This is a genomic window from Micromonospora sp. Llam0 (genome assembly GCF_003751085.1).
In the GTDB taxonomy this organism is placed as follows: domain Bacteria; phylum Actinomycetota; class Actinomycetes; order Mycobacteriales; family Micromonosporaceae; genus Micromonospora_E.
Genome location: NZ_RJJY01000002.1, coordinates 194,660 through 207,192, shown reverse-complemented (window position 1 = coordinate 207,192; position 12,533 = coordinate 194,660). Strand labels below are relative to the sequence as shown.

Here is a 12,533-nt window from a genome sequence, read left to right as displayed (position 1 = left end):
CGCGAGACATCCACGCTTTTCGTCCGATGGCTGACTGCACGTCGCGCCCGCCGCCGGGATCCTTTGCGTGGCGGACGAGGCACGGCCGCCGGGACGCCACTCCGGGCAGAAAGGTCGGGTGGAGATGACAGCCGAGACCAGCGCGACGAGGGAGATCCTGCTCGTCGTCGGCGTCGCGATGCTCGGCGTCCTACTGGCCCTGGCCTCTGTCCTCACTCCCTGGTACACCGGTCCGAGAGCCGGTGCCGGGCCGGTCGTCGTCGAACTGCACGCACCCGACCCGCCGGTACGGTCCACCGACATCGAGGCGGCTCCGCGCTGATCCACCGCATCCCGTCGGGGCGCTGCCGGTTTTCCCACTGTCGAGTGCTTCACTAGGAGAGATGTCTGCTCCGCTGCCGTCTGACCGGTCAACGTCCGGGACTGCCGTGGACTGGTCCGCCGGGCCGGTCACCCGGTCGGGCCGACCGTACCTGGCCGCCGGTGCCGGCGCGGGCCCGCCCACCGGGCCGCCGACCGGCCCAGACGTCGGGTCGGGGCTGCCGCCGACCGGCCCGGGGCGCGGCGGGCGGGACGGGGTACGGCTGTGGTGGTTCGGCGGTGCCGCCGCCGTGGTGCTCGCCGGTGGACTGGTCGCCGTGCTGGTGCTGGTGCTCAGCGGCAACCCGGACCCGTTCGGCAGCCCGGACCCGCCGCCGGACGTCCGGCCGCCGCTGGCCCAGCTCTGCCCCGGCCCCAGCGCTGGACCGGGCGGGCCGCCCTCGCCAGCCGACCCGACGCCGGCTCCCGCGCTGCCCGAACCGACCGGGCCACGCACCGTCGACCCGGACGCCGGCATCTCCTACACCGAGTACGGCGAACCGTGGCGGCCGTGGTCGACGGTGTGGAACGCCGGGGCGCTGCAGGTGCCGTACAAGGTGGGGCAGCACTTCGTCACCGAGGCGGACTACAACGGGTTCAGCGACTACCACGCCTCGATCCTGTCCGCCGCCGTGCCGGCCGCCGACAACGACGCGCTCTCCCTCGACCTGGAGTGCGTCGGCCGGCAGGTGGCCGCCGACGTCCGTGCCGAGTACTACCCGCAGCCCAACCGGATGGACCTGATCCGCGACGAGCGGACCCCGATCGGTGGCCGACCCGCCTGGCTGACGGTGTTCCGGCTGCACTTCACCCAGCCCGGCCTGCAGGCCACCGACGAACTGGTGGCGGTCGCCTGTATCGACGTCGGACGCCCGACTGCGGCGGTGCTGTTCGTCTCCATTCCCGGCACCCACCGCCAGCTCGACTGGGTGGTCGACGACCTGTACGCATCCGTACGCGTCGAATGATCCGGCGGTGCGCCGAGGGCTGCCGCCGACAGGTTAGGGTCGGTCCGTGGCGCGTACAGTGCGGATCCCGGCGACCGCGTACCCGGTGGAGCGGTTCACCCTCCCCAACGGCCTGCGGGTGGTCCTGGCGCCCGACCGCAGCGCGCCGGTGGTCGGCGTCGCGGTCGTCTACGACGTCGGGATCCGGTCCGAGCCGCCGGGGCGTACCGGGTTCGCGCACCTGTTCGAGCATCTGATGTTCCAGGGGTCGGCGAACCTGGAGAAGCTGGCGCACTTCCGCCACGTACAGGGCTCCGGCGGCACCTTCAACGGCAGCACCCACCTGGACTACACCGACTACTACGAGGTGCTGCCGAGCAACGCGTTGGAGCGGGCGCTGTTCCTGGAGGCCGACCGGATGCGCGGCCCACAGTTGACCGAGGAGAACCTGCGCAACCAGGTCGACGTGGTCAAGGAGGAGATCCGGGTCAACGTGCTCAACCGGCCGTACGGCGGGTTTCCCTGGCTGCGGCTGCCGCCGGTGCTGTTCGACACCTTCCCCAACGCGCACGACGGCTACGGTTCCTTCGCCGATCTGGACAGCGCCACCGTCGGGGAGGCGGCCGAATTCTTCACCCGCTACTACGCCAGCGGCAACGCGGTGCTCGCCGTCGCCGGTGACTTCGACGTCACCGCCGCGACCGGGCTGATCGAGCGGCACCTCGGTGACGTGCCGGCCCGGCCGGCGCCGGTCCGACCCAGCTTCGCCGAGCCGGACCTGACCACCGAGCGACGTACCGCGTACCCCGATCCGTTGGCTCCGCTGCCGGCGGTGGCCGCCGCCTGGCGGGTGCCGGACCCGGTCGACGACCTGGCCGGCTACCTGCCGTACGTGGTGCTCGCCGAGGTGCTCACCGACGGTGACGCGGCCCGGCTGGTGGAGCGGCTGGTGCGTGGCGACCGTACGGTGACCAGCCTCGGCGGCTACCTGTCGTTCGAGGGGGAGCCGTTCGACGTACGGGACCCGGCGGCGCTGGTCCTGCAGGCGCACCTGCCGCCCGGCGGCGACGTCGACAAGGTGCTCGGCGCGGTCGACGAGGAGCTCGACCGGCTCGCCGTCGACGGCTTCGCCCGGGGTGAACTGGCCCGGGTGCAGGCCCGGATGGCCACCCACCTGCTGCGCGACACCGACGCGGTGCTCGGCCGAGGGCTGCGGATGGCGGTGCTGGAGCAGCAGCGGGGCACACCCGAGCTGCTCAACGAGTTGCCGCGGATGCTCGGCACGGTCACCGAGACGCAGGTCCGCGAGGCCGCCGCCACCCTGCGCCCGTACCGCCGCGCCACGATCGAGGTCGTCCCCGGAGGAGCCCAGTGACCGCCGCCCCCGCCCGGAGGCCGTTGCCGCCGCTCGGACCGACCCGTCGACCGCCGTTGCCCAAGGTGGCGGAGCGGACGCTGGACAACGGGCTGCGGGTGATCGCCATCCGCCGGCCGTCGGTGCCGCTGGTGGAGATCCGGCTCTGGGTGCCGTTCGCGCGGGCCCCGCTGGCCAGGGCGACGGTGCTGTCGCAGAGCCTGTTCGCCGGCACCGTCGACCGGTCCGGCGTGGAGTTGGCCGCCGAGCTGCAGACGGTCGGCGGCGGTCTGTCCGCCGGGGTGGACGCCGACCGGCTGCTGGTCGCCGGTGCCGGGCTGGTCACCGGGCTGCGACGGATGCTCGAACTGCTCGGTGAGGTGCTGACCGGGGCGACGTACCCGGCCGGCGAGGTGGCCATCGAGCGGGCTCGGCTGGCCGACCGGATCCAGGTGGCGCTGAGCCAGCCGGCGCACCTGGCCCGCGCCGCGCTGTCCCGGCGGATGTACGGCCGTCACCCGTACGCCGAGTCGGTTCCCGGGGTGGATCAGGTCCGCGCCGTCCGGCCGGCCGGGCTGCGGGCTCTGCACGCCGACCGGGTCCGGCCGACCGGGGCGCACCTGGTGCTGGTCGGCGACGTGTCACCTGCCCGGGCGTTGGACACCGCCGAGCAGGTGCTCGGCGGCTGGCCGGCCGGTGGCCGGCAGTTGACGCTGCCGGCGGCGCCCGCGCCGCGCCCGGCCCCGCTGCTGCTGGTCGACCGGCCCGGGGCGGTGCAGTCGTCGATGCGGATCGCGTTGCCGGCGGTGGATCGGCGGCACCCGGACCACGCCGCCCTGCAGCTGGCCAACATGGTGTTCGGTGGCTACTTCTCGTCCCGCTGGGTGGAGAACATCCGCGAGGACAAGGGTTACAGCTACGGCCCGTACTCGATGGTCGAACACTCGGTGGCCGGATCGGCGCTGATGCTCGCCGCCGACGTGGCGACCGAGGTGACCGCGCCCGCGTTGCTGGAGACCCTGCACGAGCTGGGCCGGCTCGCGGTGCTGCCGCCCGACGCCGACGAGCTCGAACAGGCCCGGCAGTACGCGGTCGGCAGCCTGCAGCTGGGCATGTCGACGCAGGCCGGGTTGGCCGGGGTGGCCAGCACCTACGCCGGGTTCGGCCTGCCGTTGGAGTTTCTCGCCGAGCACACCGCGCGGCTCGCCTCGGTGTCCCGCGACGAGGTGGCGGCCGCCGCGACCCGTTACCTGGCACCGGCGCTGGCGATGGGGGTGGTGCTCGGCGACGTCGCGCGGATCGCCGGGCCGGTCGCCGCGTTGACCGAGGTCGAAACGTCCGACGCGTCGGTCACCGGCGTGGTCGGACCTGGCGCGGCAGTGTCCGATGTCGCCGGGTGACACCTCCGTCGGGCCGACCGCCGGTACGCAGCCGCCGCTGGCCCGCGCCGCGATGGACCGGGCGGCGCCGTACCGCCGGGATCCGCAGTGGTTGACGCGGGCCTGGCCACGCTCGCTGGTGCTGGTGGTGGATGGCGCGGCGGGCGGCCGGGCGCTGGTGCGCGACGGCGCCGACGGGACCACCCTGGTGCTGGTGCGTCCGGACCGGGCACCCGCCGTCGAGGTCACCGACCGCATTTTCATCGGTACGGTCGACGACGGCACCCCGGTCTTCGCGGTCGACGCCGTACCGCCGTCGCCCGTGCCGGAGCCGTCCGTGGCGGTGCCGGGCCTGCGGTCGGTGACCGTCCGGGAGGTCGGCCATCTGCTGTCGGACCGCGACGCCGGGCTGTTCACCACCGCCGCGGCGATGGTCAGCTGGCACGCCCGGCACCGCTACTCGGCGGCGTCCGGTCTGCCGACCCGGGCAACCGACGGTGGCTGGTCCCGGGTGGACGACTCCGGTACGCGGAGCTGGCCACGGACCGATCCGGCGGTGATCGTGCTGTTGACCGACGGCGGTTCCGGCCCGGACGGGCGGTGTCTGCTGGCCAACCACCACGCCCGGCGTGGGGACGGGGCCAGCCGGCTCTACTCCTGCCTGGCCGGGTTCGTGGAGCCCGGCGAGTCGGCCGAGTCGGCGGTCGCCCGTGAGGTGGCCGAGGAAGTGGGTCTGACGCTGGCCGCGACGCGGTACGTCGGCAGCCAGTCCTGGCCGTTCCCGGGCACTCTGATGCTGGGCTACCTCGGCCGGGTCGACCCGGCGCAGCCGCTGCGGCCGGACCCGGAGGAGATCATCCGGGCGCGCTGGTTCACCCGGGCCGAGTTGGCCGCCGGGCTGGCGGGTGAGCGGCTCGATTCCGGCGACGGGTACCGGGTCCGGCTAGCGCCACCAGCGTCGATCGCCGCCTTCCTGATCCGCAGCTGGGTGGCGGAGGTCGCGCCGGACCCCGGCCGGTGACCGCCTCGCCGGACCCGTCGGGTGCGTGCCGGTCTGTGCCGGTCAGCCGATGGGCGGGACCGGTACCACCTTCACCCGTTGCCGGCCGGAGCGGACCGACCCGACGGTGGACAGTGCGCGGGCCAGGTGCATGGCCGCTTCGAGGTTCTCCGCGCAGACCGTCTGCCGGCGTGGTTCGGGTGCGGTCCGCTCGTCGCGAATGCGTTGGCCGGTGCGGACCGCGGCGATGAGTTCGTGGTGTGCCACCGCGCGGATTTCCGTGCGGACGATCAGGTATCGCATGAACGACTCCGAGCAACCGGTGACCTGGGTAGGACGGCCGATGGCTCAGGTCGGACAGGCTCCTGCTGGAAATTCCATCGGTTGTCCCCGCAGGAGGAGAACCCGTTGTGGTGGCCGGTCAAACCTGACGAACGGATCGATCCTGATGTCCGTTCGGTCGAGGCGGTGCCGGCGCTGAACCAGGTCGGGGTCGAGGCGGTGCCGGCGCTGAGCCGGGTCGGGGGTCGAGCCGGGTCGGGGTGGCGGTGGCCACCCGGCTCGACCTGCCGTCGGTTGCCGGCGGTCAGACCAGGTCGAACTCGCCGTCCTTGGCGCTGTCGATGAAGTCACGCCAGGTGGTGCGGTCGAACGACAGCACCGGCCCGCTGCGGTCCTTGCTGTCGCGCATCAGCACCGGTGCGCGGTGACCCGCCGTCGCCCCGACCTCGACGCAGTTGGTGCTCTGGCTGCGGCTGCTCTTGCGCCAGGCGGGCGGGGGCGGACCGGGGACGCGCACGCTGGACTGATCTGCTGGGTTCATTCCTGCTCCTTGCTGGTCAAGCGGACCGGGCGGGCGGACCGTCGGTCAGTCCGGGATCGCCTGGCCGGTCCGGCGCGTGGTCCGCTCGTGCGGTCCACGCTGGATCGGCGGCCCGGCCGGTCGGCCGGGGCCTGCCCCGCCCGCGGCGGGCGGGGACAGCGGGGCAGGGGTGGTGGGGGAGGAGGGGGCGGCGCCGCCGGGTACGGAGTCGAGTTCGGTGGCACCGGCGGCGACGTGCCGGGCCACGGCGTCGCCGAGCCAGTCGATCGACTCCTGCGGGCTGCGGGCGGCCTCGCAGAGCCAGTCGAAGACCTGGCCGTACCGTTCGAGCACCGGCACGTCGTTGACGATCATGTCGGCGGCGAGCGTCTCGATCGCCACCGCGCTCAGGTCCTCCGGGTCGGCGAAGTGGTAGATCGAGAACGCGGTCTCCGACAGGTACCAGGAGGCCACGGTGGCGTTGGGTGGCAGCACCCGCAGGGTGACGTTGGGCAGCTGCGCCATGGTGAGCAGGTGCTTCAGCTGCGCCACCATCACGTCGGGCGGGCCGCAGCGCAGGCTGACCGCCGCCTCCTCCAGCACCGCGGTGTACTTCGGTGCTCCGTTCTCGCGCAGCAGCATCGACTGCCGGGACTGCCGGGCCGCGACCTCGGTGTCCGGGTCGTCGGCGTTGCGTTTCTGGTTGGCGGTCCGGTGGTTGGTCGCCTTCTGCAGGATCGTCCGGCGCCCGGCGGCACGCTCGTCGACGATCTCCACCAGCGGGCGTGCCGAGAGGATGCGTACCTTCGCGTAGGCGGAGGTCTGCAGCAGGCCCGGGATGATCACCGCGCCGTACTCCTGGATCTCGGTGCAACCAGCCTCCAACTCGGCGTACGCCCGTTGGAGGCTGGTCATCACCGCGTACGAGCTGAGAAAGGCCCGGGTGTTGCCGGCGTCGCGGGCGATGCCGACCAGATCGTCGCGTTCGGTGCCGGTGACGCCGTACAGGTCGAGCAGGTCCATCACGTCGCCGACCCCCGGCCGACTGCGTCCGTTCTCGAGTCGGGAGAGCTTGGACGCGGACGCCCACTTCACCCGTTCGATCACCTGCTCACCGGTCAGTCCGGCGTGTTCCCGCAGCCGCCTCAGCTCGCTGCCGAGGCGGCGACGACGCAGGTTCGGGCTCGGTATGGGCTGCTCGGGCTCCTCGGGCTGCACCGGAAACCACCCCCGATCCGTTTGGTGACCGCCAATGTCGCGGCGATGTGGGTCACGGCCCGAAACAGTATGGCCCGATTGCTGCCTCGGTGGGGTCCTCTGGTGGGCGTGTTAGCCAAATGCGACGTTGTGCACGGCGGCGGACGGACCGTGAGTGCGACTCAGCTCGCCGCGAGGTCGCTGAGTCGCTGTCGAACCTGAACGATACTCGGATTCGTCAATGCCGAACCGTCCGGGAAACGGACCGTCGGCACCGTCTGATTGCCGCCGTTGACCCCCATCACGTACGCGGCCGCCTCGGTGTCCTGCTCGATGTCGACCACCTCGTACGGGATCCGCTCCCGGTCGAACTGCGACTTGAGTCGGTGACAGTAGCCACACCAACTGGTCGAATACATGGTCAACATCAGCAGGTCCTCCGCGGTCGTCGGGCCCCGGCGGGCGCTCGCCCGCCGGGGTCGCCGGCCCCGGGCGGTGCCGGGGCACAGTACTTGCGGCCCGGGTGGCACCCGGGCTAGCCGGTGCAACGTCGCGCGAGGCTGCGATGATTCCTACCCGTGGCGGCCGACAACAACTCAGACCCAGGACCAGGCCCAGTGCTCGGCGGGCTGGACCCGGAGCAGCGTACGGCGGTGACCGCTCCGGCGGTGCCGGTCTGCATCCTGGCCGGCGCTGGCACCGGCAAGACCCGGGCGATCACCAGCCGGATCGCCTACCGGGTGCTCTCCGGCGCGATCGCCGCCCGGCACGTACTGGCGGTCACCTTCACCGCGCGGGCCGCCGCCGAGATGCGGGCCCGCCTCGGCGCGCTGGACGTGGGTGGGGTGCAGGCACGGACGTTCCACGCCGCGGCGCTGCGCCAGGTCCGCTACTTCGCGCCCCGGCTGCTCGGCGGCCGGGAGATGCCGGAGCTGCTGGACAGCAAGGTCCGGCTGGTCACCCTCGCCGCGGGCCGGGTCGGGATGCGCACCGACCGGGCCGCCGCCCGCGACCTGGCCGGTGAGATCGAGTGGGCGAAGTCGTCGATGGTGGAGCCGTCCGAGTACGCCGTCGCGGCGGCGAAGGCGCTGCGGGAGACTCCGCACGAGCCGGCCAAGGTCGCTGAGGTGTACGCCGGGTACGAGCAGATCAAGCGCGGCAACGGCGTGATCGACTTCGAGGACGTGCTGCGGGCGGCGATCTGGGGCATCGAGGAGCACCCGGACGTCGCCGAGCAGGTCCGGGCCCAGTACCGGCACTTCGTGGTGGACGAGTACCAGGACGTCAACCCGTTGCAGCAGCGGCTGCTCGACGCCTGGCTGGGGGAGCGGGACGACCTGACCGTGGTCGGCGACGCGAGTCAGACGATCTACTCGTTCACCGGCGCCACCTCGGCGTACCTGGTCGACTTCGCCCGCCGACGCCGGGACGCGGTGGTGGTCCGGCTGGTCCGCGACTACCGGTCGACGCCGCAGGTGGTGGGGCTGGCCAACACGGTGATCCGGCAGGCCCGGGGAACCGAGGCCCGGCTGCGGCTGGAGCTGGTCGGCCAGCGCGAGCCCGGCCCGGAGCCGGACGTGCGGATCTTCACCGACGAGCCGGCCGAGGCGGCGGCGGTCGCGGCGCGCTGCGCCGAACTGATCGCGGCGGGTACGCCGGCCGCCCAGATCGCCGTGCTGTTCCGGACCAACGCCCAGTCCGAGGCGTACGAGAAGGCGCTCGCCGAGACGGCGGTGCCGTACGTGGTGCAGGGCGCGGAGCGGTTCTTCGAACGCGCCGAGATCCGGCAGGCGATGGTCGCGCTGCGTTCGGCGGTCCGGTCGACGCCCGGGGAGACCCCGCTGGTCGAGGCGGTCACCGCCGGGCTCGCCGCGGTGGGTTGGACCCCGGACCAGCCGCCGCCCGGCGGGGCGGCGCGGGAACGCTGGGAGGCGCTCGCCGCGCTGGTCCAGTTGGCCGAGGAGTTCGGCGCCCAGCCGGTGCTGGTGCCGGTGGGGGAGGCGGCGGTCAGCGAACGTCCGGTCCCGCTCGCCGACTTCTGCGCCGAGCTGCAGCGGCGGGCGGCGGCGCAGCACGTGCCGACGGTCGCCGGCGTCACCCTCGCCTCGCTGCACTCGGCCAAGGGCCTGGAGTGGGACGCGGTCTTTCTGGTCGGGCTCGCCGACGGGACGCTGCCCACCACGTACGCCCGGACCGCCGAGCAGCTGGAGGAGGAGCGCCGGCTGCTCTACGTCGGGGTGACCCGGGCCCGGCAGTGGCTGTGGCTGTCCTACGGTGCCGCCCGGTCGCCGGGTGGGCGGGCCCGCCGGCCCTGCCGGTTCCTGCCGCAGCTGGACCGCTCGGGCGGTGGCGCCGGCGGCGCCCAGCGCGGCGGTCCGGCGGCGGGCCGCTCCGGCGAGCGCCGACGCGGCCAGCCGGTCTCCTGCCGGGTCTGCGGGACCACGTTGCTGGCCGGCGTCGACCGCAAGCTCGGCCGGTGCGCCACCTGTCCGTCGGATCTGGACGAGGAGCTGCTGGACCGGCTGCGGGCATGGCGCTCGCGTGTCTCCGGCGAGCAGCGGGTGCCGGCGTACGTGGTGTTCACCGACGCGACCCTGCTGGCGATCGCCGAGCGGCTGCCCGGCAGCGACGCCGAGCTGCTGGCGATCGCCGGGATCGGCCCCCGCAAGCTGGGGCTCTACGGTCCGTCGGTGCACGCTCTGGTGGGCGGCGCGGCCGTAGATGATCTTGACTGGCAAAAAAGTTCGGAATCCGACCCGGAAAATGGTTTGCCCCCGGCGTCGCAAGAGGCTTAGCCTCAGGTCACACCTCGCGAGCAGTGGGCGTTCTCGCTGCTCCGTCGGGGTGGAGGGTTTTTCCGTGATGAGTCCAGGCAGGAGGTGACGACGGTGCTGAGCTACGAGACTTCCACGCTGTCGACGCTGACCGCTGCCTGCGCTCCGACGGTCGGTGGCTATCTGGCCGCCGTCGCGCCCATCGGTCACTCGGCAGGGGCGAACCAGGTCCAGACCCAGACCCAGATCCAGGTCGAGCAGACCCACCAGCGCCAGCTCGCCGTGCCGACCACGGTGCCGGCCGGCGCGACCGGGCAGCACCGCACGGTGGTCACCGGGTGGGTCGGCGTCGACCAGGGCTGGGTCCGGCTCCAGGGTGCGTCCGTAGTCGTGACGACCAATGGCACCAGCAGCTCCGAAGGCAGCGTTCGCACCACCATCCCGGCGGCCAAGAAGCCGTTCATGGATGCTGCCCGCGGTGTTCCCCCTCGAGGAAGGCCGGTCTGACACCAGACCACACCGGCTCACCTCGAGGCCGCGGAACCCGCAACCGGGATCCGCGGCCTTAGTTTTTGTCGCCGCACAGGCATGAGCAAGTCGGAAGCGATCCACGAGATCGAAGCGAAGAAAGAGGTGACCGGGCGATGAGTCTGGCGTTTGCCACTCTCGACCGCAGCGACTACCAGCCGGGGTGCCGGCCGGCCGCAACGGGCCAGCCGGACGTCGTGGCGGAGCTGCCCTGCCGGAAGTTCGACCCTGACCTGTGGTTCTCCGACTCCCCGACGGAGCTGGAGCTGGCCAAGTCGCTCTGCGTGGACTGCCCGCTGCGGGTGGAGTGCCTCGCCGGGGCGATCGAGCGGGCCGAGCCGTGGGGCGTCTGGGGCGGCGAGATCTTCGAGCGGGGCGCGGTCGTGCCGCGCAAGCGGCCCCGGGGCCGGCCACGCAAGGAGGACCTGGCCCGCGACGCCGCCCTGCGGGGCGAGGTCGAGGCACGCATGGCGGCCAACGGGGTCGCCAACTCCCGCGGCACCGTCCGGCTGGCGGCCTGACATGCATCGGATCACGTCGAGCACCGGCCGGGCACCGGCACAGGCCACCCACACCGCAGCACCGACCGTCACAGGAGAAACCGTCATGCACTTGCTCTACGAAGCGCTCTCCCGGGCGCGAATGCAACCGCCTCAGGCCGGCACCGCGCGTACTGAGGCACCCCGATCCGCCCGTACCGTCGCCATGCAGGCCCGGCACCTCTGGGCCCGCAGCCTGAGCGGGCGTTGACCGAGCCCGGTCCCCGCTGAACACAGCGGGGACCGGGCCCATCCCACTGTCTATCCGTCCGTGCGGGTCAACCGGCCGGGCCAGCTGGCCCGACCGGTTGACCCGGTGGGTCAGCCGGTCGGGGCGAAACCCGGCAGCCAGCGCCGCACCACGTCCCGGTACCGGGCCCGGGCCTCCAGCTGGCTGAGCACCCCGATCGAGCCGAGCGTCACCCGGTGGATCAACAGGTAGGCCGGCGGCAGGTTGAGGTGCCGGCTCAACTGGTACGCCGGTGACTTCGGGTTGGCCAGCCGGGCCGCCTCGTCGCGCAGCCACTGCCGGGTGAACTGGAACTCCTCGGCCGCCAGCGGCGCCAGCATCGGCAGCAGGAAGTCGAGTACCGCCGAGGCGTCGATCGGGTCGTCCGGTTTGATGAAGCCCTCATCGCGCAGCCCGGCCACCACTGCGTCGGAGTCCCCGTCGAGCGCCAGCCGGACCAGCCGGCCGATCGGCTCGGGATGCCCGCCGGGCAGCCGGGCCACGGCGCCGAAGTCGACCACGCCGAGCCGGCCGTCGTCGAGCAGCCGGAAGTTGCCCGGATGCGGGTCGGCGTGCAGCAGCCCGGCCCGCGCCGGAGCGGAGAAGTGCAGCACCGCCATCAGCAGCCCGGCCCGGTCGCGTTGGTCCGACGTACCGGAAGAAATGATCTTCGAAAGCGGGACGCCGTCGATCCACTCGGTGACCAGCACCCGGGGCGCGGCGGCGAGCACCGCCGGCACCATGATCTGGTCGTCGCCGGTGTACGCGGCGGCGAACGCCCGCTGCGACTCGGCCTCCAGCTCGTAGTCCAACTCCTCGGCCAGCCGGTCCCGTAGCTCGTTGAGCAGCGGCTTGATGTCCAGCCCGGGCTGGATCGCCCGGAACATGGTGCTCAGCCGGGACAACTGCTTGAAGTCGGCGAGCAGAGCGTCGCCGGCCCCCGGATACTGCACCTTGACCGCCACCGGCCGGCCCGCTGCGGAGCCGTCGCGCCACACCGCCCGGTGCACCTGGCCGATGCTGGCCGCGGCGGCCGGCCGGTCGTCGAACTCGACGAACCGTTCCCGCCAGTCGGCGCCGAGCTGCTCGGCCAGCACCTTGTGCACCGACCCGGCGGGCAACGGCGGAGCGGCCTCCTGCAGCTTGGTCAAGGCCTGACGGTACGGGGCGGCGAGCTCCTCCGGCAGCGCCGCCTCGAACACCGACAGCGCCTGCCCCGCCTTCATCGCACCACCCTTGAGCTGCCCGAGCACGCTGAACAGCTGCTCGGCGGTGCGTTCCTGGATCTCGGTGGAGATCACGTCGGAGGCGAGCCCGGTGACCCGCTTGCCCAGCCCCAGGACGGTGCGGCCGGCGAAGCCGATCGGCAGCGCGGCGAGTTTGGCGGTCCTGGACACGGCCCAGCGCGGGATTTCGGTCACCTG

The 12,533-nt window shown here is 72.9% G+C and carries 14 protein-coding genes; 9 read left to right on the top strand and 5 right to left on the bottom strand.

What is annotated here, in order from left to right; translation table 11 throughout:
• Positions 1–124 precede the first annotated feature (124 nt).
• From EDC02_RS28005 to nudC, 5 genes are all read left to right on the top strand, one after another.
• The gene (locus EDC02_RS28005) at positions 125–322 is read left to right on the top strand and encodes a hypothetical protein (RefSeq protein ID WP_123607163.1); all 198 of its coding nucleotides are present in this window, start codon (positions 125–127) and stop codon (positions 320–322) included.
• A gap of 106 nt (positions 323–428) precedes the next feature.
• Positions 429–1,328: a hypothetical protein gene (locus EDC02_RS28000; protein WP_233606478.1), complete on the top strand. Its 900-nt coding sequence runs from the start codon at positions 429–431 to the stop codon at positions 1,326–1,328.
• Between the two features lie 46 nt (positions 1,329–1,374).
• Positions 1,375–2,682, top strand: coding sequence for a pitrilysin family protein (locus EDC02_RS27995; RefSeq protein WP_123605342.1), 1,308 nt, complete (start codon positions 1,375–1,377; stop codon positions 2,680–2,682).
• Positions 2,679–4,061, top strand: coding sequence for a pitrilysin family protein (locus tag EDC02_RS27990; RefSeq protein ID WP_123605341.1), 1,383 nt, complete (start codon positions 2,679–2,681; stop codon positions 4,059–4,061). Before EDC02_RS27995 ends, EDC02_RS27990 begins: the two co-directional genes overlap by 4 nt.
• Complete coding sequence (gene nudC / locus EDC02_RS27985; RefSeq protein ID WP_123605340.1) at positions 4,048–5,061, top strand: NAD(+) diphosphatase; 1,014 nt, start codon at positions 4,048–4,050, stop codon at positions 5,059–5,061. Before EDC02_RS27990 ends, nudC begins: the two co-directional genes overlap by 14 nt.
• A gap of 42 nt (positions 5,062–5,103) precedes the next feature.
• On the opposite strand, the gene EDC02_RS27980 is transcribed toward nudC, so the two are convergent.
• The 4 genes from EDC02_RS27980 to EDC02_RS27965 all read right to left on the bottom strand — a co-directional run bounded on the left by EDC02_RS27980 (position 5,104) and on the right by EDC02_RS27965 (position 7,467).
• Positions 5,104–5,343 carry a hypothetical protein gene (locus EDC02_RS27980; protein WP_123605339.1) on the bottom strand — a complete coding sequence of 80 codons (240 nt, stop codon included), beginning with the start codon at positions 5,341–5,343 and terminating at the stop codon, positions 5,104–5,106.
• A 283-nt stretch (positions 5,344–5,626) separates the two neighbouring features.
• Positions 5,627–5,863: a DUF397 domain-containing protein gene (locus tag EDC02_RS27975; RefSeq protein ID WP_123605338.1), complete on the bottom strand. Its 237-nt coding sequence runs from the start codon at positions 5,861–5,863 to the stop codon at positions 5,627–5,629.
• Between the two features lie 45 nt (positions 5,864–5,908).
• A complete protein-coding gene (locus EDC02_RS27970; protein WP_123605337.1) occupies positions 5,909–7,060 on the bottom strand; it encodes a helix-turn-helix transcriptional regulator in 1,152 nt (383 codons plus the stop codon).
• Between the two features lie 161 nt (positions 7,061–7,221).
• Complete coding sequence (locus EDC02_RS27965; RefSeq protein ID WP_123605336.1) at positions 7,222–7,467, bottom strand: mycoredoxin; 246 nt, start codon at positions 7,465–7,467, stop codon at positions 7,222–7,224.
• Positions 7,468–7,656: 189 nt separating this feature from the next.
• Here EDC02_RS27965 and EDC02_RS27960 point away from each other — a divergent pair, with 189 nt between their 5' ends.
• From EDC02_RS27960 to EDC02_RS41035, 4 genes are all read left to right on the top strand, one after another.
• Positions 7,657–9,834, top strand: coding sequence for an ATP-dependent DNA helicase UvrD2 (locus tag EDC02_RS27960; RefSeq protein WP_123605335.1), 2,178 nt, complete (start codon positions 7,657–7,659; stop codon positions 9,832–9,834).
• 93 nt (positions 9,835–9,927) lie between these two features.
• Positions 9,928–10,320: a hypothetical protein gene (locus tag EDC02_RS27955; RefSeq protein WP_123605334.1), complete on the top strand. Its 393-nt coding sequence runs from the start codon at positions 9,928–9,930 to the stop codon at positions 10,318–10,320.
• A 137-nt stretch (positions 10,321–10,457) separates the two neighbouring features.
• Positions 10,458–10,862, top strand: a complete 405-nt coding sequence (locus tag EDC02_RS27950) for a WhiB family transcriptional regulator (RefSeq protein ID WP_123605333.1) — start codon at positions 10,458–10,460, stop codon at positions 10,860–10,862.
• An 85-nt stretch (positions 10,863–10,947) separates the two neighbouring features.
• Positions 10,948–11,091, top strand: a complete 144-nt coding sequence (locus EDC02_RS41035) for a hypothetical protein (protein WP_199757942.1) — start codon at positions 10,948–10,950, stop codon at positions 11,089–11,091.
• 110 nt (positions 11,092–11,201) lie between these two features.
• Here the strand turns inward: EDC02_RS41035 and EDC02_RS27940 are convergent, their stop codons facing one another.
• Positions 11,202–12,530 carry an AarF/ABC1/UbiB kinase family protein gene (locus EDC02_RS27940; protein WP_123605331.1) on the bottom strand — a complete coding sequence of 443 codons (1,329 nt, stop codon included), beginning with the start codon at positions 12,528–12,530 and terminating at the stop codon, positions 11,202–11,204.
• Positions 12,531–12,533: the final 3 nt, after the last annotated feature.